Annotated in this window: 22 protein-coding genes; 15 read left to right on the plus strand and 7 right to left on the minus strand. The window is 67.0% G+C overall.

Annotation, left to right across the window (positions count from 1 at the left end; all coding sequences use genetic code 11):
• The 3 genes from Q0C59_RS08325 to Q0C59_RS08335 all read left to right on the plus strand — a co-directional run.
• The coding region (locus Q0C59_RS08325) for a hypothetical protein (RefSeq protein ID WP_291214012.1) at positions 1-414 on the plus strand (414 nt) is incomplete at its 5' end.
• A 27-nt stretch (positions 415-441) separates the two neighbouring features.
• On the plus strand, positions 442-2,346 hold the full coding sequence (locus Q0C59_RS08330) for an ATP-binding cassette domain-containing protein (protein ID WP_291214014.1): 1,905 nt from the start codon (positions 442-444) through the stop codon (positions 2,344-2,346).
• Between the two features lie 47 nt (positions 2,347-2,393).
• The gene (locus tag Q0C59_RS08335; RefSeq protein ID WP_291214016.1) at positions 2,394-4,610 is read left to right on the plus strand and encodes an ATP-binding protein; all 2,217 of its coding nucleotides are present in this window, start codon (positions 2,394-2,396) and stop codon (positions 4,608-4,610) included.
• Here Q0C59_RS08335 and Q0C59_RS08340 read toward each other — a convergent pair.
• The gene (locus Q0C59_RS08340) at positions 4,604-6,028 is read right to left on the minus strand and encodes a PLP-dependent aminotransferase family protein (protein WP_291214018.1); all 1,425 of its coding nucleotides are present in this window, start codon (positions 6,026-6,028) and stop codon (positions 4,604-4,606) included. The genes Q0C59_RS08335 and Q0C59_RS08340 overlap by 7 nt on opposite strands.
• Positions 6,029-6,173: 145 nt before the next feature.
• Between Q0C59_RS08340 and Q0C59_RS08345 the strand changes: the two genes are divergently transcribed.
• Genes Q0C59_RS08345 through Q0C59_RS08375 form a run of 7 tightly spaced genes read left to right on the plus strand, consistent with a single transcriptional unit; the run spans position 6,174 to position 12,161 of the window.
• Entirely contained in the window at positions 6,174-6,788 is a 615-nt protein-coding gene (locus Q0C59_RS08345; protein WP_291214020.1) for a LysE family translocator, read from the plus strand.
• Positions 6,785-7,729, plus strand: a complete 945-nt coding sequence (locus Q0C59_RS08350) for a DMT family transporter (protein WP_291214022.1) — start codon at positions 6,785-6,787, stop codon at positions 7,727-7,729. Before Q0C59_RS08345 ends, Q0C59_RS08350 begins: the two co-directional genes overlap by 4 nt.
• Positions 7,730-7,741: 12 nt before the next feature.
• The gene (locus Q0C59_RS08355; RefSeq protein WP_291214024.1) at positions 7,742-9,025 is read left to right on the plus strand and encodes a PLP-dependent aminotransferase family protein; all 1,284 of its coding nucleotides are present in this window, start codon (positions 7,742-7,744) and stop codon (positions 9,023-9,025) included.
• 2 nt (positions 9,026-9,027) lie between these two features.
• Entirely contained in the window at positions 9,028-9,642 is a 615-nt protein-coding gene (locus tag Q0C59_RS08360; protein WP_291214026.1) for a glutathione S-transferase, read from the plus strand.
• A 13-nt stretch (positions 9,643-9,655) separates the two neighbouring features.
• Positions 9,656-10,495, plus strand: coding sequence for a PhzF family phenazine biosynthesis protein (locus Q0C59_RS08365; RefSeq protein WP_291214028.1), 840 nt, complete (start codon positions 9,656-9,658; stop codon positions 10,493-10,495).
• The gene (locus Q0C59_RS08370; RefSeq protein WP_291214030.1) at positions 10,492-11,187 is read left to right on the plus strand and encodes a VOC family protein; all 696 of its coding nucleotides are present in this window, start codon (positions 10,492-10,494) and stop codon (positions 11,185-11,187) included. The genes Q0C59_RS08365 and Q0C59_RS08370 overlap by 4 nt, the downstream gene beginning before the upstream one ends.
• Positions 11,184-12,161 (plus strand): threonine dehydratase, encoded by a 978-nt coding sequence (locus tag Q0C59_RS08375; RefSeq protein ID WP_291214032.1) that lies wholly within the window; start codon positions 11,184-11,186, stop codon positions 12,159-12,161. The genes Q0C59_RS08370 and Q0C59_RS08375 overlap by 4 nt, the downstream gene beginning before the upstream one ends.
• Here Q0C59_RS08375 and Q0C59_RS08380 read toward each other — a convergent pair.
• The gene (locus tag Q0C59_RS08380; protein WP_291214034.1) at positions 12,147-14,480 is read right to left on the minus strand and encodes an ATP-binding protein; all 2,334 of its coding nucleotides are present in this window, start codon (positions 14,478-14,480) and stop codon (positions 12,147-12,149) included. The two genes, Q0C59_RS08375 and Q0C59_RS08380, sit on opposite strands and share 15 nt — an antisense overlap.
• Positions 14,481-14,671: 191 nt before the next feature.
• On the opposite strand from Q0C59_RS08380, the gene Q0C59_RS08385 reads away from it, so the two are divergent.
• A complete protein-coding gene (locus Q0C59_RS08385) occupies positions 14,672-15,355 on the plus strand; it encodes a histidine phosphatase family protein (RefSeq protein ID WP_291214036.1) in 684 nt (227 codons plus the stop codon).
• A gap of 9 nt (positions 15,356-15,364) precedes the next feature.
• Here the strand turns inward: Q0C59_RS08385 and Q0C59_RS08390 are convergent, their stop codons facing one another.
• Together Q0C59_RS08390 and Q0C59_RS08395 are read right to left on the minus strand one after the other, a co-directional pair.
• On the minus strand, positions 15,365-16,207 hold the full coding sequence (locus Q0C59_RS08390) for a creatininase family protein (protein WP_291214038.1): 843 nt from the start codon (positions 16,205-16,207) through the stop codon (positions 15,365-15,367).
• Positions 16,204-17,442 carry a cyclopropane-fatty-acyl-phospholipid synthase family protein gene (locus Q0C59_RS08395; RefSeq protein ID WP_291214040.1) on the minus strand — a complete coding sequence of 413 codons (1,239 nt, stop codon included), beginning with the start codon at positions 17,440-17,442 and terminating at the stop codon, positions 16,204-16,206. Before Q0C59_RS08395 ends, Q0C59_RS08390 begins: the two co-directional genes overlap by 4 nt.
• Before the next feature lie 203 nt (positions 17,443-17,645).
• Here Q0C59_RS08395 and Q0C59_RS08400 point away from each other — a divergent pair, with 203 nt between their 5' ends.
• The 4 genes from Q0C59_RS08400 (at position 17,646) to priA (ending at position 24,391) form a co-directional block, all read left to right on the plus strand.
• A complete protein-coding gene (locus tag Q0C59_RS08400; protein ID WP_291214042.1) occupies positions 17,646-19,859 on the plus strand; it encodes a protein-disulfide reductase DsbD in 2,214 nt (737 codons plus the stop codon).
• Between the two features lie 45 nt (positions 19,860-19,904).
• Complete coding sequence (locus Q0C59_RS08405) at positions 19,905-20,525, plus strand: thioredoxin family protein (RefSeq protein ID WP_291214045.1); 621 nt, start codon at positions 19,905-19,907, stop codon at positions 20,523-20,525.
• Positions 20,526-20,711: 186 nt separating this feature from the next.
• Positions 20,712-21,812, plus strand: coding sequence for a uroporphyrinogen decarboxylase (hemE, locus tag Q0C59_RS08410; RefSeq protein ID WP_291214047.1), 1,101 nt, complete (start codon positions 20,712-20,714; stop codon positions 21,810-21,812).
• A 470-nt stretch (positions 21,813-22,282) separates the two neighbouring features.
• A complete protein-coding gene (priA, locus tag Q0C59_RS08415) occupies positions 22,283-24,391 on the plus strand; it encodes a primosomal protein N' (RefSeq protein WP_291214049.1) in 2,109 nt (702 codons plus the stop codon).
• A 12-nt stretch (positions 24,392-24,403) separates the two neighbouring features.
• Here the strand turns inward: priA and Q0C59_RS08420 are convergent, their stop codons facing one another.
• The 3 genes from Q0C59_RS08420 to Q0C59_RS08430 form a co-directional block, all read right to left on the minus strand.
• The gene (locus Q0C59_RS08420) at positions 24,404-24,817 is read right to left on the minus strand and encodes a hypothetical protein (protein ID WP_291214051.1); all 414 of its coding nucleotides are present in this window, start codon (positions 24,815-24,817) and stop codon (positions 24,404-24,406) included.
• The gene (locus Q0C59_RS08425) at positions 24,814-25,314 is read right to left on the minus strand and encodes a GAF domain-containing protein (protein WP_291214053.1); all 501 of its coding nucleotides are present in this window, start codon (positions 25,312-25,314) and stop codon (positions 24,814-24,816) included. Before Q0C59_RS08425 ends, Q0C59_RS08420 begins: the two co-directional genes overlap by 4 nt.
• A 102-nt stretch (positions 25,315-25,416) precedes the next feature.
• Positions 25,417-26,379 (minus strand): AEC family transporter, encoded by a 963-nt coding sequence (locus Q0C59_RS08430; RefSeq protein ID WP_291214055.1) that lies wholly within the window; start codon positions 26,377-26,379, stop codon positions 25,417-25,419.
• Positions 26,380-26,599 lie beyond the last annotated feature (220 nt).

The raw sequence follows: 26,599 nt of genomic DNA on the forward strand, positions 1-26,599 counted from the left end.
AACGCCCACGCTTATCGGCTGTGTATTTTTAATGATCCGGCAGATTCAGCGGCTTTCACCATCTTCGTCTGCTTGCTTAGCTGCGATCAGCTGAGCCTCGTAGTATACATCAGTTTTTGCTGCGCTGTCAAAAAATCAGATTTTTTATTTGATCTTTTCGCGCTGCTTTCGCTGCGTCTCCCTCTGTCTTCTTTGGCCTTCCGGTGGATGGCTGCTGTGTTCAGCGGAGCCTTGCAGTATATGCCAGATTTTGGACTCTCGTCAAACGTACTGAAAAAAGTTTTGAAGAAACTCGGCGCAGTGAGGCTTGGCACGCCCGCACACGAGCGTGACGCTCCCTGTATGAGCATGCGTCTCCTGGCACTCCTTCAATATAGGCAGGCCTCCAGCGCACTCCTTGGGTGGCAGGGATAATCGCGGCTCTTTTGTCTCGGGCTTTGCATGGCACTCATCACCCTTCAGAACGCGCAGTTGGCCTACGGCCATGTAGCGCTCCTCGATCACACCGACTTTGCTCTGGAATCCCAAGAGCGGGTTGGCCTGATCGGACGCAACGGGACGGGCAAGTCCTCTCTGCTCAAGATACTGGCATCTCTGGAGAAGCCCGACGACGGGACCCTGCAGGTGCAGACGGGCTTGCGCATCGCATACGTTCCCCAGGAACCCATTCTCGACCTGCAATCCACTGTGTTTGAGGCGGCCAGCGTGGGCCTGGCCGATGCTCGTGCGGCTCGCGATCTGTATTTGAGTGGCGCCGACGGCCTTGACCTTGATGCGCTGCAGAACCGCATCGAAGCACTGGACGCCTGGAACTGGGAACAACGGGTGGAAGAGACGCTGCACCGCCTGCACCTGGAAGGCGATGTGAAAGTGGGTGAGCTGTCGGGCGGCAACAAGAAACGCGTGGCGCTGGCCCAGGCGCTCGTAAGCCGGCCCGACGTTCTGCTGCTTGACGAACCCACCAACCACCTGGATCTGGACAGCATCACCTGGCTGGAAGACCTGATGCTGGAATACAAGGGCAGCCTCGTGACGATCAGCCACGACCGGGCGTTTCTGGACCGCGTGGCCACGCGCATGGTGGAGCTGGACCGCGGACGGCTGCTGAGCTACCCGGGCAACTTTGCGCAGTACCAACTCCTGAAAGAAGAGCAGATGGCGCAAGAAGCGGTGATCAGTGCTCGCGCTGACAAGCTGCTGGCCCAGGAAGAAGTGTGGATCCGCAAAGGCGTGGAGGCGCGGCGCACGCGTGCGCAAGGTCGTATCACGCGCCTGGAGCGTTTGCGCGAGCAGCGGGCACAGCGTCGTGACGCCTTGGGCAGTGTGAAGCTGGAAGTGGCCAGCGGAAGTTCCAGCGGCAAGATCGTGGCTGAACTGGACAAGGTGACGCAATCGTTCCCGACCGCGGACGGTGGCCTGCGCACGGTTGTTCGCGACTTCTCGGCGACCATCCTGCGCGGCGACAAGATTGGCTTGATTGGCCCCAACGGCGCGGGCAAGACGACGTTGCTCAAGATCATCCTGGGTGAACTGCTGCCCACCGGTGGCTCGGTGCGCCAGGGCAGCAAGGTCAGCGTGGCGTATTTCGACCAGATGCGCGACCAGCTGGATCTGGACGCCACGCTGGAGGACTTCATCAGCCCGGGCAGCGAGTGGATCGAGATCGGGAACAAGCGGACGCACGTGAAGAGCTACCTGAGCGATTTCCTGTTTTCGCCAGCACGGGCCAACGCGCCCGTGCGAACGCTCTCGGGTGGTGAGCGCAACCGTTTGCTGCTGGCGCGCCTGTTTGCGCGCCCGGCGAACGTCCTGGTGCTGGACGAGCCGACCAACGATCTGGACATCGACACACTGGAACTGCTCGAAGACCTGCTCCAGCAATACGAAGGCACTGTGTTCCTGGTGAGCCACGACCGGCGATTCCTCGACAACGTGGTCACGAGCACGCTGGTGTTCGAGGGCGAAGGCCGCTGGCGCGAGTACGTGGGTGATGTGCAGGACTGGATGACACAGTCGGCCCGTTCGGAAGCCTTGCAACGCGAGCGCGACGCTGCGCCGGCTTCGCCCGTTGGGAAAACCGCTCAGACCGCTGCCACGACCTCCGCGCCTGGCCCGGTCGCCAGCAAGAAGAAACTCAGCTACAAAGAGCAACGAGAACTCGAAGCTCTTCCCAAGCGCATTGCAGAACTTGAAGCTGAACAAGCAGCGATCGATGGCGAACTGGATGAAGGCCGGCTGTTCGGCAGCGACCCTGCCCGGGCGGCTCAATTGGGAGCACGCCATGCCGATATTGAAGCTGAATGGCTTCAAGCAATGGAGCGCTGGGAGATGCTGGGCGCAAGCTGAGGCATTTTCAGTGTGCGTCGAGCCTGCACCCAACCTCTCGATAGCACATGACACCTGACCGCCTGGCACTGGATCTTCAGTGCGCCCTCAATGAGCTGGCGCAGGAGAAGGCGCGTGCTCAACAGCTGCTGGGCGAGATCGAACGGCAGAACCGGGAGCTCGATCGGCTCCGCACTTCGATCCACCGAGAATCCAACAGCCGACTGCTGGCGGAGGACGCACTGGACGAGACCCGCGACCGGCTCCAAATCGCGGTGGACGCCGCAGGACTGGCTTTGTGGGACTGGCAGCTGCCCTATCGGCACGTGTTCCTGAGTGCTCGCTGGGGTGAGCTGATAGGCGACATTGGCAGGGACGCCTACTGGGAGGTCACGGACTTGCAGGCTCGGGTGCATCCGGACGATGTACCTGGCATCAAGACTGCCATGCGCGCCCTGCTGGAGGGCCGCGAGCAGCGGGCGGTGGTGCAGCACCGCGTGCGCACGGCGACTGGCTGGATGTGGGTCGAGACCCACGGCATGGTGGCCGAACACGACCCCAAGGGAGAACCGCTGCGGCTCATGGGCACGCTGGCCGACATCGGCGAGCGCAAACGCATCGAGCAAGACGGCGCGCGGGCCCGGGAACTGGCCGAGCAGGCGAGTCGGGCCAAGAGCGAGTTCCTGGCCAACATCAGCCACGAGGTTCGCACGCCGCTCAATGCGCTGATGGGACTCACCCGCATGCTCATGGACTCGCCGCTGAGCGCCGAGCAGGCGAGCTGGCTCTCGCTCATGGACAGCTCGGCGCATTCGCTGCTGAACCTGCTCAACGACATCCTGGACCTGTCACGCATCGAAGCGGGCAAGCTGGACATCGAACACTCACGCTTCGACCTGCACCGTACCCTGCGAGAGGCGGTCGGCCCTTATGCCGAGCAGGCCCGGGCCAAACCGCTGAACTTCCAGCTCGTGTTGCGTCACGATCTGCCGCAGTGGGTGATGGGCGACCCGGGCCGGCTGGGCCAGGTGGTAGGCAACCTGCTCTCCAACGCGATCAAGTTCACTCCGCGAAACGGCCGCATCGACGTCATGGTGTCCTACCCGACTTCGAAAGGCCAGCAGCAACCATGGCTGCAACTCAAGGTGCAGGACAGCGGCGTGGGCATCGGCCGCAAGCAGCAGACCACCATCTTTGAAGCCTTCACGCAGGCCGATGCCTCCACCGCACGCCGCTACGGTGGCAGCGGTCTGGGCCTGGCCATTTGTGCGCGCCTGGCCGGCCTGATGGGCGGCAGCATTGATCTGCATAGCGAACTCGGCCAAGGAAGCACTTTCACGCTCACGCTGCCGTTGCAGGAAGCCCCGGTGGACAACAGTGGGCCCTTGAGCGCACCGATGGAACTGCTGGAAATCGCCGATGCGGGTCCGCGCTACGCCGGCATGGTGGTGCTGCTGGCCGAAGACCACCCGGTCAATGAAATGATGTTGCGCCAGCTGCTGCTGCGCCTGGGCTGCATCGTGCGTGTGGCGCGCGGTGGCGCGCAAGCCGTGGCGCAGTGGGAACAAGGCGGCATCGACCTGGTGCTCATGGACGTGCAGATGCCGGGCATGAGCGGTCTGCAGGCCACACAACTGATCCGCGAGGCGGAGGCCCGGCGCCGACTCAAGCGCACCCCGATCGTGGCGGTGACGGCCAACGCCATGCCGGGCGACCGCGAAAACTGCCTCTCTGCGGGCATGGACGGCTACACACCCAAGCCGGTAAGCCCGCAGGCCCTGATGCGCGAAATGGACCGGGTGCTGGAGATGCTGGCCTCCGGACGGACGCCGGATATGTCGGTCGAGGTCACAACCGACCGGACCGCTGCTCCGGACGCCAGCCAACCCGCAGCATCGCCGCAGGCACTGGATGTCGAAAAACTGCGCCGGCGCCTCGATGGCGACGAAGAAACCTTGCAGCAACTGGCCATGGCCATGCGCAGCGACCTGGCGTCCCGGCTGGAGGACATGGAACGGGCACTGGCGGCTCGCGACGCTGCGGCCGCGGTGGCGCACGCGCACGGTCTCAAGGGCTCGCTGGGCAGCATGACCGCCGAGCGCGGCGCGCGCCTGGCCAAGGGACTGGAGCTGGCGGCGCGCGCAGGCGACTGGAGCCTGTTTGGCCGGGCGCTGCCGCTGATGCGGGCGGAAGCGCGAAAGATCGACCGCATCCTGGCGCGCATCCTCAACGCCGAGGGCGCCGACCTCTTCGGCAGCACCGACCCACCGGCCACCACCTACTGAGCAGCGGCCCGTTCGCCCCGGGTGAGCCGGCCGAACACGCGCCAGAACGCGGCGTCCTGCGTGGTGGTGAAGTTGATGCGCATCAGCGTGCTCGGTGCACGCGCCGCATGGAACAAGGCGCCGGGTGCGATCAGGTAGCCCTCGTCGAGCATGCGCTGCGCCAGCGCGTCGGTGTCCACGCCGGTATCGACCCAGCCAAACAGGCCCACTGGCTCGGCGGCAAAGGTGCAGCCCGCTGCGAGCGCCAGTTTCACACTGCGGGCCCGCGCCGCGTCCAGGCGGGTGCGGATGCGCTCGGCGTGGCGGCGCAACTGGCCTTGTTCGATGCACAGGGCCAGCGCCTTTTCCAGCAGCGCGGGCGTGGTCAACGTGCTCAGCAGCTTGGTGTCCAGCAGCGGCTCCACCAGCGCGGGCGGTGCGGCCAAATAGCCAATGCGCCAGTTGGGCGCGAGGATCTTGGCAAAGCCGCTCACGTAGATCGTGCGCTGCAGGCCATCCAGCGCGCTCAGGCGCGTGGCGTGTTCGGGCGCGATGTGGCTGTAGGTGTCGTCTTCGACGATGTGGAAGTTGTGCTGGTTGGCCAGCTGCAGCAGGCGGTGCGCACCACCGGGCGAGAGGCAGTAGCCGGTGGGGTTGTGGAACACGCTCACGCTCACGTACAGCTTGGGCTTGTGCACCTCGCAGTATTTGGCCATCACCTCCAGGTCGGGCCCGTCGGCACGCCGCGGCACCGGCAGGATGCGCATGCCGAGCGCGGCCAGGCGCGCGAACTCCACCGCCCAGCCCGGCTCCTCCACCATCACCGGGTCGCCCGCGCGCAGCAGCGTGCGGCTCACGATGTCCAGCGCGTGCGTGGCGCCCACGGTGGTGATGATGTGGTCGGGCTCGGTGTGGATGCTCAGCGTGCCGAGTTTTTGCGCCAGCACGCGGCGCAGGCCGCTGTCGCCCAGCGGCTCGCCGTACTGGAGTGAAAAGTCCTGCAAGGCACGCGTGCTCGTGACCTTGCGCACCGCAGCCGGCATGAAGGTGGATTCCAGCCAGTCCGGCGGGAACACCCCCATGCCGGGGTGCGGCTTGTTGCTGACCTTGTGGAACATGCCTCGAATGAGCGCGGTGGCGTTGATGGGCGATGCGCCGACGCGTGCCGACGCCTTGCTCTCGGTGGCCGAGCCCTCGCCGCGCGCGGTGGACATTTCGCGCACAAAAAAGCCCCGGTTCTTGCGCGCGTGCACCAGGCCCTGTGCCAGCAACTGGTCATACGCCGCCACCACGGTGGCCGTGCTCACGCTGTGCTGTTCTGCGCACTGGCGCACCGACGGCAGGCGCGCGCCGGGCGCCAGCAGGCGGCTGCGGATGCGGTCGGCAAAACGCGCCGCGAGTTGCTCGGTCAGGGACTGCGTGGAGGTCTTCATCAGCATGGCAGGATCATCCTTGAGCATCGGTCTGTACTGTTGACACGACCACCACAGTTCTCCAACTGCGCTGTAGAACTGTATTGGTGGTGTATTGGGGCAAAGATTACATTGATCGTCCCGCACCAACAACCCCCAGGCCCCCTTGCCCATGAGCGCCACCGAGTTGACCGCCCTGCTGCTGTTCTGCACCGCGATGAGTTTTTCGCCGGGGCCGAACACCACGCTGTCCACGGCACTCGCGGCCAACCTGGGATTGAAACGCGCCCTGCGCTTCTGCATCGCCGTGCCCACAGGCTGGACGCTGCTCATGCTGGCCTGCGGCCTCGGGCTGGGTGCGCTGGTGATGGGTGTGCCGACGCTGCGCTGGGGCGTTAAGCTGCTGGGCGTGGTCTACATGCTGTGGCTGGCCTGGAAACTCGCTGGCGCGGCCAGGCTGTCCGACGTGGACGCCTCGCGCCTCAACGTCACCTTCCTGCAGGGTGTGGGCTTGCAGTTCCTCAACATCAAAGCCTGGATGCTCGCGCTCACGCTCACCGCGGGCTGGGTCGTCAACGCGAGCGGGCAACCCGCCACCAACCCCGGTGAGCGGTTGGCCATCATTTGCGGGGTGATGGTGTTCTTCGCCTTCATCAGCAACTTCACCTACGCGGTGGCTGGCTCATTGCTGCGCGAGTGGCTCACGCAAGGGAGGCGGCTGGCCTGGTTCAACCGGGTGCTGGCGGCCGTGCTGGCGGCCACGGCCCTCTGGATGCTCACGGTATGAACACCAAAACGCTCGCCACGCCACGCTGGCTTGACCAGCCCGCCAACAAAGGCCTGCTGCTCGGTCTGCTGGGTGTGACGCTCTTCGCTCTCACCCTGCCCATGACGCGGTTGGCCGTGGGCACGGTGGACGCGCCTCAGATGTCGGGCGTGTTCGTGGCCCTCGGGCGGGCGGTGGTGGCCGCCCTTCTGTCGATCGCCTTCCTGATCGCAACGCGTGCGCCCTGGCCCCGGCGCGAGGACCTGCTGCCCCTGGCCGTCACCGCGGGCGGCGTGGTGTTCGGTTTCCCGCTGTTCACCTCGGTGGCCATGCGCTACGTGGAAGCGGTGCACGCCAGCGTCATCGTGGGCGTGCTGCCACTGGCCACCGCGGCGGTGGGTGCGCTGCTGCACCGCCAGCGCCCGTCTGCCGGTTTCTGGATCTGCGCCGCGCTGGGAAGCGGGCTGGTGGTGGGTTTTGCGGTGCTGCGCTCGGGCAGCGCGGGCCTGAACATCCACCCGGCCGATGGGTTGCTGTTGGCGGCCATGCTGTGCGCTGCGGTGGGCTACGGCTATGGCGCTCGCCTGTCGCAACACATGCGCGCCGAACACGTGATCTGCTGGGCACTGGTCATGGCGCTGCCCCTAACCTTGCCCATCGCTGCCTTCACCCGCCCCCAGGCGGCGCTGCAGGCCTCGGCCTGGTGGGGCTTTGCCTACACCGCCGTGTTTTCCATGTGGCTGGGCTTCTTTGCCTGGTACCGGGGTCTCGCCCTGGGCGGCACTGTGCGCGTGAGCCAGGTGCAGCTGGTGCAGCCCTTCCTCGGCATGCTGTTTGCCGTGCCGCTGCTCGGCGAGCGGCTGGACGCGGTCACACTGGGCTTTGCCGCGGCCGTGATCGCCACCGTCTTCATTGGCAAGAAAATGCCGGTCCACGCCACCACACACGCCCCACGGATTTGAACGGAGAACGCCATGAAGCCCAACGACCTGCCCACCTCATCGCCAACCCCCTGGACCCTCGCACGCCGCGCCGAGCGCATGAACCCTTCGGTGATCCGCGAGCTGCTCAAACTCACCGAGCGCCCGGGCATCATCAGCTTCGCCGGTGGCCTGCCCTCGCCCGTCACCTTCCCGATCGAAGCCATGCGCGAAGCCTGCGACCGCGTGCTGACCGAGGACGGTCGCAGCGCGTTGCAGTACGCAGCCAGTGAAGGCTACGGCCCGCTGCGCGAGTGGGTTGCGGCCAGCCTGCCCTGGGCGGTGGATCCGGCGCAGGTGCTCATCACCACCGGCAGCCAGCAGGGCCTGGACCTGGTGGCCAAGGTGCTGATCGACAGCGGCAGCCGCGTGCTGGTGGAAACACCCACCTACCTCGGCGCGCTGCAGGCGTTTGCACCCATGGAGCCGCAGATCGAAGGTGTGGCCAGCGACGCCGGAGGCGTGGACGTGGACGCTTTGCTGCAGCAACTCGGCGCAGGCGACGACCAACCCGAGAGCATGGAGCGGCGCCGCCTGCTCACGCTCGACCTCGACCCCGCCAGCAGCCCGGTCGCCGCGCCGCGTTTCCTCTACGTGTTGCCCAACTTTCAGAACCCGACCGGGCGCAGCATGGGCTTGGAGCGTCGTCAGGCGCTGGTGGCCGCGGCCGCTCGCGTGGGCCTGCCGCTGGTGGAAGACAACCCCTACGGCGACCTGTGGTTCGACCAGCCGCCGCCCACACCGCTGACCGCACTCAACCCCGAGGGCTGCATTTACCTCGGCTCGTTCTCCAAGATCCTCGCGCCCGGCTTGCGTCTGGGCTTCATGGTGGCCCCCGCCAGCATCTACCCCAAGCTGCTGCAAGCCAAACAGGCCGCCGACCTGCACAGCCCCAGCTTCAACCAGCGCGTGGTGGCCGAGGTGCTCAAGGACGGTTTTCTGGACCGGCATGTGCCCACCATCCGCGCGCTGTACAAGCGCCAGTGCCACGCGATGCTCAGCGCGCTGCGCACCGAGATGGCGGGCCTGGACGTGCAGTGGAACGAACCCGACGGCGGCATGTTCCTCTGGGTGCGTCTGCCCGAGGGCATGAACGCCACCGAGCTGCTGCCCAAGGCGGTTGAGCACGGGGTGGCCTTCGTGCCCGGCAGCGCCTTCTACGCCGACCACGCCGACCCGCGCACCTTGCGGCTGAGTTTTGTCACCGCCACGGTGGAGCAGATGGGCGTGGGCATTGCGGCCCTGGCGCGCGCCATCCGCGAACAACACGGCGCCTGAACATGCTGCACCTGTGGGGACGGCTGAGCTCAATCAATGTGCGCAAGGTCGTGTTGTGCGCGCAGGTGCTCGGCGTCGAGCTGCCGCGCAGCGACGCGGGGCTGGCGTTTGGCGTGGTGGACACGCCCGACTTCCGCTCGAACAACCCCAATGGCCTGGTGCCGCTGCTGCGCGACGGTGACTTCACGCTGTGGGAATCGAACGCGATCGTCAGGTACCTCTGCGCCCGCGAGGGCAAGCTCTACCCCACCGATCTGCAACAACGCTTCAACGCCGAACGTTGGATGGACTGGCAGCAGACCACGCTCAACCCCGCAGGCAGCCCCGGCTTCAAGCAGTGGATACGCGTGGCCCCCACGCAGCGCGACGCCGGCGTGATCGCGCAATCGGTGGCGGCCACCGAGCCGCTGTTCACGATGCTTGACACCCACCTGTCGCGCCAGGCCTTCATGGCTGGTAGCGCGCTCACCATGGCCGATATCCCGATCGCCTGCGAGGTGCACCGCTGGTGGGGCCTGCCGCAGGCGCGCCCACCGTGGCCGCACCTCGAACGCTGGTACGCCGGCTGGCTCGCGATGCCCGCGAGCCGCGGTGTGCTCGACCTGCCTTTGTCCTGAAACGGAACCTCTCATGACCTCCCGCGCATTTCAACAAGTCGACGTGTTCACCGACACGCCGTATTTCGGCAACCCGCTGGCCGTGGTGCTCGACGGCAGCGGCCTCTCCACCGAGGCCATGCAGCGCTTCACCGACTGGACCAACCTCTCGGAATGCACCTTCGTGTTGCCACCCACAAATGCCGAGGCTGATTACCGCGTGCGCATCTTCTGCCCGGGGCGTGAACTGCCGTTCGCCGGCCACCCCACGCTGGGCACCTGCCACGCCTGGTTGCAGGCCGGCAGCCAGCCGCGCGGCGAACATGTGGTGCAGGAATGTGGCGTGGGTCTGGTGCGCATCAAACGCGATGACGCCAGGCTGGCGTTTGCGGCACCGCCTTTGCGCCGCAGCGGCCCGCTCGAAGAGGGTGATGTGACGCTGATCGCGCGCGGTCTGGGCATCCCGCGCGAGGACATCGTGGCGCACGCCTGGTGCGAGAACGGTCCGCCCTGGCGTAGCGTGATGCTGCGCACCGCCGCGCAGGTGCTGGCCCTGAAGCCGAACGCCGCCGTGCTCGCCGGGCTGGACATCGGCGTGGTCGCGCCGCAGCCCGCGGGCGCGGACACGGCGTTTGAAGTGCGCGCCTTCTTCCACACGCACGACACGCTGAGTGAAGACCCGGTGACCGGCAGTCTCAACGCAGCGGTGGCGCAATGGCTCATCGGTGCGGGCCTGGCGCCCGGCCGTTACGTGGCCGCGCAAGGCACGGCCATGGGACGCGCCGGGCGTGTGCACATTGAGCGCGATGCCGGCGGCACCATCTGGGTCGGCGGCGCATCGGTCACCTGCATCAGCGGTCAGGTGGTGCTGTGACGCCGCGCATCGACCACCTGGTGGTGGCTGCGCGCACGCTCGAAGAAGGCGTGGCCTGGTGCGAAGCCACACTCGGCGTGACGCCTGGCCCCGGCGGCGAACACCCCTTGTTCAGCACACACAACCGCCTGCTCAAGCTCGACGACGGCAGCGACAAGCCGCCGTATCTGGAGATCATCGCCATCAACCCCGACGCCACGCCCACGCGCGGCGCCGGGTACAAGCGCTGGTTCGATCTGGACGATGCGGCGCTGCAGGCGCGGCTGGCGCAAGACGGACCGCAGCTGGTGCACTGGGTGGCCAGCGTGCCCGACATTGATGCCGCACTGCTGGCCCTGCAAGCCATCGGTATACAGCGCGGTCCGGTGGTCAGCGCTTCGCGCGAAACGCCGCATGGCCTGCTGCAATGGCGCATCAGCGTGCGCGACGACGGCCAGCGGCTGTTCAACGGGGTGCTGCCCACGCTCATCCAGTGGGGCTCGGCGCACCCCACGCAACACATGCCGGCCAGCGGCATCACCTTGCGCCAGTTGCGGCTGCGGCACGCCGGTGCGGCGGGTCTGCGCGCGGCACTGCAGGCCCTCGGCCTGGAAGCCCTGAGCGTGACGGACGGCCACGGCGGCCCCGCCAGTCTCGCGGCCGAACTCGACACCCCGGCCCGTGGCCGCCTCACCCTGCTCTCACCCCCATGACCGCCCACCTGCCCACGCTCACCGACATCGAAGCCGCCGCCGAGGTGGTCTACGGTTCGTTCCAGGCCACGCCGCAATACCGCTGGGCCACGCTGAGCGCGCGCCTGGGCACCGACTGCTGGGTGAAACACGAGAACCACACGCCGGTGGGCGCGTTCAAGATCCGCGGCGGCCTCACCTACTTCGATCAGCTCCGGCAACGCGGCGAGCTGCCGCGCGAGGTGATGAGCGCCACGCGCGGCAACCACGGTCAGAGCATCGCCTGGGCGGCGCGCCTGCACGGTGTGGCCTGCACCATCGTCGTGCCGCGCGGCAATTCGGTGGAGAAAAATGCCGCCATGCGGGCCTTGGGTGCGAGCTTGATCGAACACGGCGACGACTTCCAGGACAGCCGCGAACACGCGATGGCACTGGCGGCCGAGCGCGACGCACACATGGTGCCGAGTTTCCACACCGACCTGCTGCGCGGCGTGAGCACCGCCTGGTGGGAGTTCTTTCGCGCCGTGCCGCAGATGGACGTGGTTTACGTGCCGGTGGGCCAGGGCTCGGGCGCGTGTTCGGCCATCGCCGCCAAGCTCGCGCTGGGTCACCCGGTCCGCATCGTGGGCGTGATCAGCGCGCACGCCACCACCTACGCCGACTCGCTGGCCGCCGGCCGCGTGGTGGCCTCACCGGTCACGACTGTGCTGGCCGACGGCATGGCCTGCCGCGTGGCCGACCAGGCCGCACTCGACGTGCTGGCACCGCACCTCGATCACATCGTGCAGGTAACCGATACCGAGGTGGCCGAGGCCATGCGCATGTTGTTTGCCGACACGCACAACGTGGCCGAAGGTGCGGGCGCCGCGAGTTTTGCGGCGGCGTGGCAGGAGCGGGCTTCGCTCAAGGGCCGGGTGGTGGGCACCACCCTGTGTGGGGGCAACGTGGACAGTGACATGCTCGCCACTGTTCTGAAGCGATCAGACCGGTTCTGAGCGAACCAGCCGCGCCACCACTTCGCAGAAGGCTTCCACCGCATCGGTCTTGAACACCACCTCGCGCACACCGGCGGCCTTGGCCTCGGCCTGCAGTTCGTCGGTGATGTAGCCCGACGCCACAGCCACCGGCAGGTGGGGATTGATCTCCAGCGCCGCCTTGGCCACTTCCAGGCCCGACATGCCGGGCATGTTGAAGTCGGTCAGCAGCAGCTGGAAACCCTCAGGGTCGGCGCGCAACGCGTCGATGGCTTGCGTCTGCGATGTGAAGGCCGTGACGCGGTAGCCGCGACGCTCCAGCAAACGACGCACCAGAAACACCAGCGTGTCGTCATCGTCCAGGTACAGGATGTGGTGGGGGGGCGCGGAGGAATCGTCTGCCATGGCACTGAGTCGGGATGGGCTGATGTCGGATGGGGCCAGTGTCGGAGTGAAGTTCATTGTGCCGGGTTCGCTGGCAATGGGCGAACCGGATACCCCGGCCAGGCTGGCGGGTATGTCGGGAGCCATGGGGAAATACAGGGTGAAGGTGGTGCCGCGGCCGGGCTCGGAGTCGACCTCGATCGCGCCCCCGTGCACCTGCACCACGCCCAGCACCACCGGCAGGCCCAGCCCGGTGCCCTGGCCCACCGCCTTGGTGGTGAAGAAGGGCTCAAAAATCCGGTTGCGCACGGTGGCGTCCATGCCGCTGCCGTTGTCGCTCACGCGCAGGCGGGCCACGCCCACCCCGAGCTGGGCACAGGTCTGGGCGAACTCGGGCGGCAACGCCAGTGAGGTGTTGGGCAGGCTGTCGATCCGGCATTCGATGCGCCCGGGTCGTCCATCCAGCGCGTGGATGGCGTTGGTGCACAGGTTGACCAGCACCTGCCCGATCTGGGTGGCATCGGCCTCGATGGCCAGGGTGGCGGGCGAGCAGGACTGCAACAGCTCCACCTGGAGCGGCAAGGCCCCGCGCAGCAGCGTGCACGACTCCGCGAGCACGCTGCACATGTTCACCCGCGTGCGCTCCACGGGCTGCTGGCGGCTGAAGGCCAGGATCTGGCGCACCAGCTCACGCCCGCGACGTGCTGCGCTGCTGATCTCGTGCAGGCTCTCGCGCGACGTTGCGTGTTCCGGCAGGTCCTGGCGGGCCAGATCGGCATTGCCCAGGATGGCTGCGAGGATGTTGTTGAAGTCGTGCGCCACACCACCGGCCAGCGTGCCCAGCGCTTCCATCTTCTGCGACTGCGCCAGCTGCGCCTGCAGGTGCCTTTGCTGGGCCTGTGCAGTTTTGAGCGGGGTGATGTCGATGAAGGTCAGCACCACATGGCGCAGACCGCCGAGCGGATTGTTCTCGGGGTGGGCGTTGCACAGGGCCCAGTTCACGCCCGTGCCCTCGCCCTGCGGCATGCCGACCACCACACTGCGCACCGGTTGCCCGGTGGCCAGCACCCGTTCGAACGGCACCTCGTGACGGCGCATGGGCTGGCCATCGTCGCGCAACAGGCGCCAGCCTTGTGGTGAAGGCTCGGGCAAGGCACGGTTGGCGCCGCCTTCGCTCCAGCCCAGGAAGCGCCGGGCGGCGGCGTTGATGCTCGACAAGGTGTGGTCGGGCCGGAACACGACCACACCCGCGCTGAGGTTGTCGATCAGGGCGCGCGAATCGGCTTCGCGCTGCAACAACCCCTGGCGGGCCTTGTCACCGTCGATGCGCAAACGGTACGACACCAGCGCGCCGTACAACACCACGCGCAACAGTTTGGTGAGCAGGAAGAAGAAGATGAACGGCGGCGTCACGTCGGCCTGCGACCAGAGTCCGACCTTCAGCGCCACGGCAAAGCCCAGCACGCCCAGGAACTCGACCGCCGTGAGCCACTTGAGCGCCTGCATCTCCGGCACACGGCCTTGCGGATCGGCACGCTGGATATCGACAAAGCACAACACGGTGATCGCCATCACCGAAGCAGTGAAGACACCCTGGCGCACGGCCAGCACATCCCACGCGATCAGGAAATACAGCGTGGCGCAGAAGAACGCCAGGCCGGCGGCCAGGATGGGCAGCAAGGGCCGGGGCATGCCGACGTAGCTGCGAAAGCCCATCCACGCGCACAGCGCGCTGACCATCAGCGCGGTGTTGCCCAGGGGAAAGGTCAGCGCGTCGGGCAAGCCGCCGCGCGACAGCAGCATGACCGAGCCCACGATGCTCAGCAGCGCCGACACCGACCACCAGCCCGGGCCGCCAATGGCTGGGTATCGCCGCATCTGGGCCCAGAAGGCCAGCGCGATCAAAACGTCGATGCCCACCCGCAAGGCCAGCAGTGTGGGCAGGTCAATCAACATGGGGGGGAGCAGGGCCAACATACCCAAAGATTGAAGCACAGCGCCTTCGCCGCAGACGACCGATCAGCACCCGAAAAACCCCGGTGTTCGGATCATCGCGCCGGGCCACAGACGCCTGCGCGACTGCGCGGAGTGCGCCCAGTCGCTGCCGGGACAAAGCGTCGCCAAGCCGCTGTCCCAGAATGCCGCTCATGGGAACGCTCTACCTTGTGCGCCACGGCCAGGCCTCGTTTGGTGCCGACGACTACGACCAGCTCAGCGAGATGGGCCAGCGCCAAAGCCGCCGCCTGGGCGAGTATTGGGCCGAGCGCGGTGTGGTGTTCGACGCCGTCATCACCGGCACGCTCAAACGCCACGCCCAGACATGGGCCGGGATCGCCGAGGGTGCGCAACTGAGCCACGAGCCGCTGGCCTGGCCCGGGCTCAACGAATACGACAGCGAGGCCGTGATCCGGGCGATCCATCCGCACCCGTTGCAGAAACCGCGCAGTGCCGAAGAGGCTCCCGAGCTCTACCGTCACCACTTCCGCCTGCTGCGCGACGGCCTCACCCAGTGGATGGCGGGCACCGTCAGCCCTCAGGGCATGCCGAGCTACACCGAGTTCGTGCACGGTGTCAGCAGCGCGTTGGACCATGTGCGTTCGAAGCACCATGGGCAGAGCGTCTTGCTGGTCTCCAGCGGAGGGCCCATCTCCACAGCGGTGGGCCATGTGCTGGGCCTGAGCCCCGAGGCCACGATCGAGCTGAACCTGCGCATCCGCAACAGCGCGGTGACCGAGTTCCAGTTCAACCCCAAGCGGCACACGCTGCTGACCTACAACACCTTGCCGCATCTGGACCACCAGGACTACAAGTCCTGGGTCACCTATGCATGACCCGGTGTTTCAGGCCTTCGGTTTGAACGCCGTGGCATCGGACAAGGTGTCCGCCGGCAACTGATCGATCTCGCTCAACAAACGCGCCAGCGACCGCCCCGCCGCCGCCAGCACCGCGTGGCCCTTCTCGGCCGTTGCCGCTGCGGCGTTGCCCACCGCGCCGTGGGCGTTGTAGTCCTGCATCTGCCAGCCCAGTTTGGCGCTCTTGCCGTTGCCCAGAATGCTGAACTGGCCGGCGCGGTCTTGCGACTTCGATGCGAAGTTCGTCGCATGCTCCATCCGCACCCGCGCCGGTGCGATGGCCAGCATCAGCGAGGTCTCGATCTCGCCGCCGTGGATGCCGAAGCGATGTTCATCGGCGCTGAACATCGCATTCAGGTCTCGGCCCTCGGCGTCCAGCAACGGCAGGTGAAACCAGTTCACGCTGTAGACCAGCAGCCCCAGGCGCGCGCGCAGGTCGCGCGCGACCACGTCCAGCAGCCCCACTTGTCCGCCGTGCGTGTTGAAGAGCACCAGCTTCTTCACGCCGCTGGCCGCCACGCATTCGCCGATTTCAGTCCACAGACGCAGCAAGGTTTCGGCCTTGAGCGTGAGCGTGCCGCCAAAGGCCGTGTGTTCGGGCGAGTAGCCCACCGTCTGTGTGGGCAGAAAAAGTGCAGGCAGATCGGGTGCGATGTGCGGCAGGCTCGCGGCCACCACACCGTTGGCGATGTCGGTGTCCACCGAGAGCGGCAGGTGCGGGCCGTGCTGTTCGATCGCAGCCACGGGCAGCACAGCGATGGTGCGTGCCTTGTCGAGCGAGGCGAAGTCGGCGGTGGTGAGGTCGGACCAGAAGCGGTGGAGGCTTGTCATGCGCCGATCTTACGGTCGGCATACATCCAGTGGCGCGACCAGGGCAAGCCGGTGGCGCTTTGCCCGGCCGCGCGGCACAGCACCTGGTAGATCGCCACCTCGTCATGCTCGAACGCCCAGGCGCAACCCGCCAGGTAAATGCGCCAGATGCGCCAGCGCTTCTCGTCCACCAGCGGCTTGATCTGCGCCGTGTTCCCTTCGAAGGCCTGGCTCCAGAGTTGCGTGGTGCGCATGTAGTGACGCCGCAGGTTTTCCACGTCGAAGGCCTCCAGCCCACCTTCCTGCAAGGTGCGCAAGACGGTGCTGATGTGCGGCACCTCGCCGCGCGGGAAAACGTAGCGGTCAATGAAATGGCCGCCGCCGTGACGCGTTTCCCCGTCATACGCGTCGGTGCTGGTGATGCCGTGGTTCATGGCCCAGCCATCCGGCTTGAGCAGCGCGCGGATGCGGGTGAAGTAGGGCACCAGGTTGTCCAGCCCCACGTGTTCAAACATGCCGACGCTGGTGATGCGGTCGAACGGGCCGTCGCTCACGTCGCGGTAATCCTGCAGGCGGATCTCGACGCGGTCTTGCAGCCCTGCGGCGCGCACCCGTTCGCGCGCCAGGTCGAACTGGTTTTGCGACAGCGTCACGCCCACACACCGCGCGCCGTAGTGCTTCGCTGCGCGCAGCACCAGCGCGCCCCAGCCGCAACCGATGTCGAGCAGGCGCTGGCCTGGTTGAAGCTGGATCTTGGTCAGGATGTGGTCGATCTTGTTCGTCTGCGCCTCGCCCAGCGTTTCGTCGCCCCGCTCGAAGTAGCCGCAGGAATACACCATGCCTTCGCCCAGCCACTGGGCGTAGAAGTCGTTGGAGACGTCATAGTGGTACTGGATGGCTTCGCTGTCGCTCTCGCGCGTGTGGCCAAAGCGGCGGCGCAGGCGGCCCAGCAGGCCGCCCTCGGGTTGCGCGTTCGCAGCCAGGCCGTGCGCGACCGCCAGGATGTCGGGCACCGAGCCCTCGACATCGATCAGGCCTTCCACGTAGGCCTGGCCGAGCGTGTCCAGCCCCGGGTCGATGAGCAACGGCAGGGCGGAGGCGTCGCGCACCCGGATCTCCACCTGCGGCTGGTCAAAGTCGCCCAGCGCCAGCGATGAAGCGCCGCGCTCCCCCCAACTCAGGCGAACCGGCAGGTTCACCCGGGTTTTCATGCGCTGCGCCCAGGGCAGCAGCGCGCGTTCCACGATCGATCCCATGCACACCTCCATGCAGGCCCGGCCTGTTCCCAACGGGGTTTTACACAATTGGTGCCGGGCTGTGAAGCGACGGTGGACTGGTCGAGCGCGGCAAGACAGAAAAACAGCGCTGACTTATATTCAAAAGCCACCGCAGCGGCCTTCCTGAGGAACTTGGGCCGGCCCTGCGGCTCACACCGATCGCCGTTCCACCGTCACGCCCGATGCCGCCAACCCAAGCTCTCCACCCTTCTGCCGTCTTCCGCCTGCTCGGCGCCTGGCTGCTCGCCGCTGCCCTGCCCCTGGGAGTGGCCGCACAAGGCTTGCTGGGTGGCCCAGCCGCCAGCGCGACCGTGGTGCAGAGCGACCAGGCCCGCGCCGAGATCGTGGCGCACGCGCCCGACGGTGCCGGGCCGGGCCAGACGGTCTGGGTCGGCCTGCAGCTCACCCACGCACCCGAGTGGCACACCTACTGGAAAAACGCCGGCGACTCCGGCCTGCCCACCGAACTGCGCTGGACGTTGCCGACCGGTGTGAGCGCTGGCGAGATCGCCTGGCCCACACCGCGCAAGTTCCCGATCGGCAACCTGGCCAACTACGGCTACGACGGTTCTGTGGTGCTGCCGGTGCCGCTGACCGTGGGGCCTGAGTTCAAGGGCGACGCCATCAACGTGCAGCTCTACGCCGCGTGGCTGGTCTGCCGCAAGGAATGCATCCCCGAAGAAGGCAACTTCACGCTGAGCATCCCGGTGAACGGCTCCACCGGCAGCAACGGTGCTGCGTTCGCAGCCAGCTTTGAAGCCGCGCCCAAGGACCAGCCCGCCGCCGGCAGCCAGTTGCAGCCCGAGGACGGATTTCTCAACGTATCGCTGACCGACCTGCCCGCCGTCTGGCGCGGCAAGACCCTGGAGTTCTACCCCGAAACCACAGGCCTGATCGAACCCGGGTCGCCCTGGACCCAGGCCTGGGACGGTGGGCGTTGGACCGCGCGCGTGCCGCTCTCACCGCACCGCAGCGAAAGCCCCACGCAGCTCACGGTGGTGGTGGCCGAGGCCAACCCGCCCGGCCAAGGCCCCGGCCTCGCCGGTGCACGGCTGGACGTGCCGGTGCAGGGCGCCTGGCCCGCCGTGGCACCGCTGCCGGCCGCCGTGCCCGACGCCTTGCAGGCCGCGCTCGACGCCAACGCCGCGCGCGCCGCCGCGCCGGTGAGCAGCGCCAGTTCGCTCACACTGGGCGCCGCCTTGTTGGGCGCCTTGCTCGGCGGCCTGATCCTCAACCTCATGCCTTGCGTGTTCCCGGTGCTCGCCATCAAGGTCATGGCGTTTGCCAAACACGCCAACGACCGCCCGGCCCACCGCGCCAACGGCCTGGCCTACACCGCAGGTGTGGTGCTCTCTTTTGTGGCGCTCGGCGCCTTGCTGCTGGGCCTGCGCGCCGCCGGTGAACAACTCGGCTGGGGCTTCCAGTTGCAGAGCCCGGCCGTGGTCGCGGGTCTGGCCGTGCTGTTCACGCTGATCGGCCTGAACCTGGCCGGCCTGTTCGAGTTCGGCAACGTGCTGCCCAGCCGCCTGGCCAGCCTGCAGGCCAAAAACCCGACGGTGGATGCCTTCCTCACCGGCGTGCTGGCCACGGCCATCGCGTCACCCTGCACCGCGCCGTTCATGGGTGCTTCGCTGGGCCTGGCCATCGGCCTGCCGGCCACGCAGGCGCTGGCCGTGTTTGCCGTGCTGGGCGTGGGCATGGCCTTGCCGTACCTGGCCGCCAGCTGGATTCCCGCTGTGGCGCGCGCCCTGCCCCGCCCCGGCGCGTGGATGGACACCTTCCGCCGCGGCATGGCCTTCCCGATGTTCGCCACCGTGGTCTGGCTCTTGTGGGTACTGGGGCAGCAAAGCGGCATCGACGGCGCGGCCGGCTTGCTCATGCTGCTGGTGGTGCTGGCGCTGCTGGTCTGGTCGCTCGGCCTGCGGGGCAGGAGCCGCGCGGCCTTGTCTGTTGTGTCGCTCGCCGGCCTGGTCTGGCTGGGCTGGGCGGTCGGCCCCAACGTGACGCGCCTGCAGGAGTCCACGCCCGGTCAGGCCGTTGCGACCTCGCAGGCCGGCGTGAGCTGGCAGCCCTGGAGCCCTGAAACTCAGGCCGCGCTGGTGGCCGAAGGCCGTCCGGTGTTTGTTGATTTCACCGCCGCCTGGTGCGTGACCTGTCAGTACAACAAGCGCACCACGCTGGCCGACGCCGCCGTGCTCGGCGACATGGCCGGCAAAAACGTGGCCCTGCTGCGCGCCGACTGGACGCGCCGCGACCCGGACGTAACCGCCGCGCTGGCCACGCTGGGCCGCAACGGCGTGCCGGTGTATGCGATTTACAAGAATGGACAGGCACCCCAGGTGCTGTCCGAAGTGTTGAGTGTGGAGGAGGTTCGCGCGGCGCTGTCCAGGCTCTGAGCCTGTGCATTCGCCTTCATCGTCCCGTCATCAGGAGTCATCCCCATGCAACGCCGCCCCGTCATCGCCCTCGCCGCCCTGTCACCGTTTGCCAGCCTGCTGCTGCCCGCCACCGCCCAGGCCGCCACCGTGGGCCAGGCTGCGCCCGATTTCACCTTGATGGACACCGCGGGCAAACCTGTGAAGCTGTCCCAGTTCAAAGGCAAGCCGGTGGTGCTGGAGTGGAACAACCCGGGCTGCCCGTTCGTGAAGAAGCACTACCAGGGCAACATGCAGGCCCTGCAAAAGGAAGTCGCGGACCAGGGCGGCGTGTGGCTGGCCATCAACTCCACGCGCGACGACAGCGGCGACTACATGACACCCGCCCAGCTCGGCCGCTGGATGACCGAGCAGAAAGCCAGCCCCACAGCCACGCTGATGGACGAAGACGGCAAGATCGGCCAGGCCTATGCGGCCCGCGTCACGCCGCACATGTACATCGTCAACGCGCAGGGCGTGCTGGTGTACGCCGGCGGCATCGACAGCATCGCCTCGGCCCGGGTGGACGACATCCCCAAGGCCACCAACTACGTGCGCCAGGCCATGGCGGAAATCAAGGCCGGCAAGCCGTTGAGCGTGGCGAACAGCCGCGCCTACGGCTGCAGCATCAAGTACCAGTCAGCCTGAACGCTGGTCCCCAGGCCCCCACGCTCCCCCGCTGCGCGTGGTCCGCTGCCCCCCAAGGGGGCTGAGCCTGCCTTGGGGCGGCCCGGCGGCTGGCTCGCTGCACAGGGGCCTTGTCACCCACGTTCAGCGCACGGCGGTGCAGCCCGGATAATGGCCGGCATCGCAGCCAACCCCGCCGGACGCCCCATGCCCTTTGCCCCCCTGCAGAACGACACCTTCATTCGCGCCTGCCTGCGCCAGTCCACCGACCACACCCCCGTGTGGCTCATGCGCCAGGCGGGTCGTTATTTGCCCGAGTACTGCGCCACGCGCGCGAAGGCCGGCAGCTTCATGGGGCTGGCGACCAACGTGGACTACGCCACCGAAGTCACGCTGCAGCCGCTGGAGCGCTATGCGCTGGATGCGGCCATTCTGTTCAGCGACATCCTCACCGTGCCCGACGCCATGGGCTTGGGCCTGTCGTTCGCGCTCGGCGAAGGCCCGAAGTTTGCGAAGACCGTGCGCACCGAAGCCGACGTGGACACGCTGGCCGTGCCCGACATGGAGAAGCTGCGTTACGTGTTCGACGCGGTCACCTCGATCCGCAAGGCCTTGAACGGCCGCGTGCCGCTGATCGGCTTCTCGGGCAGCCCCTGGACACTGGCCTGCTACATGGTGGAAGGCGGTGGCTCGGACGACTACCGCGCGGTCAAGACCCTCATGTACAGCCGCCCCGACCTGATGCACCGCATCCTGGCCATCAACGCCGACGCGGTGGCGGCCTACCTCAACGCACAAATCGACGCCGGCGCACAGGCCGTGATGGTGTTCGACAGCTGGGGTGGCGTGCTGGCCGACGGCAACTTCCAGGACTTCAGCCTGACCTACACCAAGCGTGTGCTGGCCCAGCTCAAGCGCGAGCACGAGGGCGTGGTGATTCCGCGCATCGTGTTCACCAAGGGCGGCGGTCTGTGGCTCGACGACATGAAGACCCTGGACTGCCACGCCCTCGGCCTGGACTGGACCGTGAATCTGGCCAAAGCGCGCGCGCAGGTCGGCGAAGGCCCGCAAGGCAAGGCGCTGCAGGGCAACATCGACCCCAACGTGCTGTTTGCCCAGCCCGGGCAGATCGACGCCGAAGTGGCGCGTGTGCTCGAGAGTTTTGGCGCACCCCACCAGGGTCCCGGCACCGGCGCCACCCACATCTTCAACCTGGGTCACGGCATCAGCCAGTACACGCCGCCGGAACATGTGACGGCGCTGGTGGACGCGGTGCATTCGCATTCCAGACGCTTGCGCACAGCCTGAAACACACGCCACCTCCGCCCGCGCGTTGCTCCCCTTTTGGAAGCTTCAACCGCGATTCGGCCGCGGGATACGGCGAAGGACCCAGGGGTTTTCAGGTAGTCCGAAAGGCGTCATGAGTCCGTCATATCCTGGGTTGCAACGGGCCATTAACACAAAAATTGCCGAAAAATGCGCTTGACAAGCTCCACTTATGCACAAATTTTGTGCTGCGGTGCGCCATAGGGCGTGAAGCCCATCAACAGCAAAATGCTCCTGGCATTTACTCCGTAAGTTGTTGATTCATATCGTTTTTGCAATCTGCTTTTTTTGAAGGCAGTTTAAGCAAACCCTTGATTCTCAAGGGCTGTGGCACCGGAAAATGAAGCTATCAACAAAGTTATCCACAGAAAATCTGGATATGTCCCGATGCTGAGCCAAATCAACGACTTACACCGGACTCCGACAGTTCAACTGAGGAAGAACCGCTAAGCATGGCTTTCTGGCCCAGCGTCGTGGTGGCCACCCCGGCCCACAGCGGGGTGGGCGCGAGCCTGACCTACCGAAGTGAGCTGTTGCTCCGGCCCGGCACGCTGGTGCGGGTGCCGCTGGGCGCGCGCGAGGTGCTCGGTGTGGTGTGGGATTGCGCGACCACCCCGCCCGAGGGCCTCACCGAAGCGAAAACCAAGGCGGTGGCCGGCGTGCTCGAAGGCCTGCCGCCGCTCAACGACCGCTGGCGCCAGCTCGTCAGGTTTGCTGCCCAGTATTACCAGCGCAGCCTGGGCGAGGTGGCCCTGGCCGCCTTGCCACCGCAACTGCGCGACCTGAGCAACGTGCAGCTGGCGCGCCGGCTCAAGCGCCGCGCCCAGGCCAGCGCAGACGGGCCGGGTCCAGCCGGCGATGTGGCCGCTGGCCACGACCTCAGCGACGAACAACGCCAGGCGCTGGACGCACTGGCCGACGCGAAGGCGCCGGTGCTGTTGTTCGGCGCCACCGGCAGCGGCAAAACCGAGGTCTATTTGCAGGCCACGCAGCGCGCGCTGTTCTCTCAGGCAGAGGCGCAGGTGCTGGTGATGGTGCCGGAGATCAACCTCACGCCGCAGCTGGAGGCGCGCTTTCGCGAACGCTTCGAACCCTTGTGCGGCGCCGGTGCGGTGGTCTGCCTGCACAGCGGCATGACGCCGGCGCAGCGCCTGTCCAGCTGGCTCGCAGCGCACACCGGGCAGGCGCGCATCGTGCTGGGCACGCGCATGGCCGTGCTGGCCAGCCTGCCGGGGCTGCGCCTGATCGTCGTGGATGAGGAGCACGACCCGAGCTACAAGAGCCAGGAAGGCGCGCGTTATTCGGCGCGGGACCTGGCGGTGTACCGGGGCAAGGTGGAGTCGGAGGCATTGGAGGCGAACGCGCGCTGCCAGGTGGTGCTGGGCTCGGCCACGCCTTCGCTGGAGAGCTGGCACGCGGCCGACCAGGGCCGCTACCTGCGGCTGGCCATGCCGGCGCGCATCGGTGGTGGCGCGCTGCCGCGCCTTCGGCTGGTCGACATGAACCACCAGCCCAAGGGCGCGGTGCTCGCGCCCCCACTGATCGCCGCCATGGCCGAGCGCATCGAACGCGGCGAACAGTGCCTGGTGCTGCTGAACCGGCGCGGCTATGCCCCGGTGCTGGCCTGCCACGACTGCGGCTGGAAGAGCGCCTGCCCGCACTGCAGCGCCTACCGCGTGTTCCACAAGCTCGACCGCACGCTGCGCTGCCACCACTGCGGCTTCACCGAACGCGTGCCACGCGCCTGCCCCGACTGCGGCAACCTCGACGTTGCCCCCGTGGGCCGCGGCACCGAGCAGGTGGAAGAACAACTCGCTGGCTTGCTGGCCGATGTGAAACGCCCCGACGGTGGACCCGCGCGCGTGGCGCGCATGGACGCCGACTCCACCCGCCTCAAGGGCAGCCTGGAGGTGCAACTGGCCACCATGCACAGCGGCGAGGTGGATGTGCTGGTGGGCACGCAGATGATCGCCAAGGGTCACGACTTCCGCCGCATCACGCTGGTGGCCAGCATCAACGCCGACTCGGGCCTGTTCGCCAGCGACTACCGGGCGCCCGAGCGCCTGTTTGCGCTGCTCATGCAGGCGGCAGGCCGCGCCGGGCGCGATGCAGCCCAGAGCGCGACGAGTGAAATGTGGGTGCAGACCTGGTACCCGCAGCACCCCTTGTTTGCCTCGCTCAAACAGCACGACTTCCCCGCGTTCGCCACCACCCAGCTGACCGAGCGGCTGAGCGCCGGCATGCCGCCCTATGGCCACCAGGCCCTGCTGCGCGCCGACGCCCGCACCCAGCAGGCGGCCCAGGCTTACCTGAATGCCGCAGCGCAGGCCGCCGTGGGCCTGCCGCACTTTGAAGACGTGACGCTCTACCCGGCGGTGCCGCTGACCATCCAGCGTGTGGCCAATGTGGAGCGCGCCCAGCTGCTGGTGGAAGCCGCCTCGCGCGGCGCGCTGCAGCGTTTTTTGACTGCGTGGCAACCGGTGCTGCTGCAAACCCGCAGCCTGCCTGAGGCGCGCGGGCTGGTGCGCTTTGCGGTGGACGTGGATCCGCTGGTGATCTGAAGCGCCAGCCCCTCAGGCGACGATCTTTTCCTCGGCTGGCCACAGTTGCTCGACCGTCTGGATCACGTCGCGCAACTTGAATGGCTGCAACAGGAACCGACGGACTTCCAGCTCCTTCAGCCGCTTGAGCATGGCGGCGTCGCAGGCGGTTGCCATCACCGCCACCGGGATGCCGGCTTCGCACTGAAATTCCCGCGCACGCAGTCGGCTCAACAGGTCCAGCGCCGCATCGGGATCGGCCAGGGACAGCATCAGTCCGTCGGCCTTCCAGGTCTGCAACCACTGTTTGCCCATGGCCAGGCTGGTCGCCTGGTGCATGCGCACGATCTGCAGTTCACGACACACACTGGCCACCGTGCTGCGCACGAGCCCATCGGGCTCGATGAGCAGGACATTGACCGAGAGAGCACCGATCGCTGCGGTCACGTCAGGGCCTCTTCGCGGCGGAACATCTCCTCAACCACGAGGTCTCGCAGTCCGCCCAGGATCGCCACATCCAGCTTGTCGAATACCCGGGGACGCCGGTCCATGATGCAGAAAGTACCGACGATCTGGCCATAGGGCAGGCGCAACAGGGCCCCGGCATAAAACCGCACGTACGGTTGGCCGATCACCATGGGGTTGTCTGCAAAGCGCTGGTCCTTCAAGGCGTCGTGAACCACCAGCGTCTCGGACATGTTCACCGCATGACCACAGAAGGAAATGTCACGCGGCGTCTCGCACAAATCCATGCCGAAGCTTGACTTGAACCACTGCCGGTCCCGGTCCACCAGCGAGACCAGCGCGATCGGCACATCGAACTCCTTGGCGGCGAATGCGGAGATGCGATCAAAGCGCTCCTCGGGTGCCGTGTCCAGGATCAGCAGCTCTCGCAGCGCCTGCAGGCGTTGCATCTCGTTGTGGGGCATCGGGGCCAGGATCATGGTGTTCTCCGTGCGCGTGGCCGGCTGGGATTTCAACCGGGCAACAGTCGGTGTGTTGCCATGTGTATCGGCCCTTGCGGCGAAAAACTGAAGGCAGACGCCTCAGCTCACCAGGGACACGGCCGCCGAGAACGTGAAGAAGGCAGCCACAGTGGTCACCAGGATGATGCGGGCGATGCGCCCGTTGTCCGCGCCGAACCGCTCGGCCAGCAGCGACACATTGCTCGCGCTGGGCAAGGCCGCCACCAGCACCATCACCGTGAGCGCCGCGGGCGAGAGCGGCACGCCGAGCTGCATCGCCCCGGTGCCCACTGCCAGCACCAGCAGCGGATGCAACAGCAGCTTCATCAGCACCACAGGCACATAGTCCGACAGCGGCATGGGATGGTTCGACCGCATCTGCGCGCGCGCCAGCACAGCGCCGATGGTGAACAGCGCCACCGGCGAGGCTGCGTCGGCCAGCAGCCACACGGTCTGCTCGACCGGCTTGGGCAAGGTGAAGGCATAGGCCGAAGCCGCTGCACCCAGGATGATGGACCAGGGCATGGGGTTGGCCACCACGCCGCGCAGCGCCTTCTTGCCCGCGTCCAGCATGGCCTGCCCGCCGTGGCCCTGGGCATCGTCCAGGCGCGAAAGCGCAATGCACAGCGAACTGGTGATCACCAAGTCGACCAGGATCGTGAGGATCACCGTGCCCGCCACCTGCGGACCCAGCAGCGCGGCCAGCAAAGGCACGCCCATGAACCCGGTGTTGGGGAAAGCAGCCACCAGGGCGCCGATCGATGCGTCGTTCCAGCGGATGCGTGCGTTCAGGGTCATGACCACCGCAAAAGCCACCATCACCAAGCCACACAGCAGGTACACACCCACCACCGACGCATCCAGCAGTTCGGCGATCGGTGTGGTGGAGCCGAAGCGGTAGAGCAGGCAAGGCAGCGCAAAGTACAGCACGAAGCCGTTGAGCCCCGGGATCGCGTCCAGCGGCAACATGCCGCGCCGCGCAGCCACAAATCCGGCCAGCACGAGGGCAAAGAACGGAAATGTGACGAGCAGGATGTTGAGCACGGGCGCCATTGTCTCAGTTGTGGCTTGGCCAGCGCCCGGGTCGCCACGGCACATGCCGGCCGTGGGCCGGATCAACCGCCGCAGCGCTCCTGGGGAGAGCTGGCGATCGCCGTCCATTCGGCCATGGTCAGGAACTGCGGCTGATCGTAGACACCGCCGACGGCCTCCAGCGCCAGGTTGAACGCACGCAGGTGGTTGCGTGAACCGCACAGCAGGTTGT

Source organism: Hydrogenophaga sp., from assembly GCF_022844385.1.
In the GTDB taxonomy this organism is placed as follows: Bacteria; Pseudomonadota; Gammaproteobacteria; order Burkholderiales; family Burkholderiaceae_C; genus Hydrogenophaga.

Coding starts and splice junctions, on each gene's coding strand:
- Q0C59_RS08345 (WP_291214020.1), top strand. CDS start 6,174: ATGAGCGCCACCGAGTTGACCGCCCTGCTGCTGTTCTGCACCGCGATG.
- hemE (WP_291214047.1), top strand. CDS start 20,712: ATGCCCTTTGCCCCCCTGCAGAACGACACCTTCATTCGCGCCTGCCTG.
- Q0C59_RS08395 (WP_291214040.1), bottom strand. CDS start 17,442: ATGGGATCGATCGTGGAACGCGCGCTGCTGCCCTGGGCGCAGCGCATG.
- Q0C59_RS08390 (WP_291214038.1), bottom strand. CDS start 16,207: ATGACAAGCCTCCACCGCTTCTGGTCCGACCTCACCACCGCCGACTTC.
- Q0C59_RS08350 (WP_291214022.1), top strand. CDS start 6,785: ATGAACACCAAAACGCTCGCCACGCCACGCTGGCTTGACCAGCCCGCC.
- Q0C59_RS08355 (WP_291214024.1), top strand. CDS start 7,742: ATGAAGCCCAACGACCTGCCCACCTCATCGCCAACCCCCTGGACCCTC.
- Q0C59_RS08425 (WP_291214053.1), bottom strand. CDS start 25,314: ATGATCCTGGCCCCGATGCCCCACAACGAGATGCAACGCCTGCAGGCG.
- Q0C59_RS08400 (WP_291214042.1), top strand. CDS start 17,646: ATGCCGCCAACCCAAGCTCTCCACCCTTCTGCCGTCTTCCGCCTGCTC.
- Q0C59_RS08335 (WP_291214016.1), top strand. CDS start 2,394: ATGACACCTGACCGCCTGGCACTGGATCTTCAGTGCGCCCTCAATGAG.
- Q0C59_RS08385 (WP_291214036.1), top strand. CDS start 14,672: ATGGGAACGCTCTACCTTGTGCGCCACGGCCAGGCCTCGTTTGGTGCC.
- Q0C59_RS08360 (WP_291214026.1), top strand. CDS start 9,028: ATGCTGCACCTGTGGGGACGGCTGAGCTCAATCAATGTGCGCAAGGTC.
- Q0C59_RS08380 (WP_291214034.1), bottom strand. CDS start 14,480: ATGTTGATTGACCTGCCCACACTGCTGGCCTTGCGGGTGGGCATCGAC.
- Q0C59_RS08365 (WP_291214028.1), top strand. CDS start 9,656: ATGACCTCCCGCGCATTTCAACAAGTCGACGTGTTCACCGACACGCCG.
- priA (WP_291214049.1), top strand. CDS start 22,283: ATGGCTTTCTGGCCCAGCGTCGTGGTGGCCACCCCGGCCCACAGCGGG.
- Q0C59_RS08330 (WP_291214014.1), top strand. CDS start 442: ATGGCACTCATCACCCTTCAGAACGCGCAGTTGGCCTACGGCCATGTA.
- Q0C59_RS08340 (WP_291214018.1), bottom strand. CDS start 6,028: ATGCTGATGAAGACCTCCACGCAGTCCCTGACCGAGCAACTCGCGGCG.
- Q0C59_RS08405 (WP_291214045.1), top strand. CDS start 19,905: ATGCAACGCCGCCCCGTCATCGCCCTCGCCGCCCTGTCACCGTTTGCC.
- Q0C59_RS08375 (WP_291214032.1), top strand. CDS start 11,184: ATGACCGCCCACCTGCCCACGCTCACCGACATCGAAGCCGCCGCCGAG.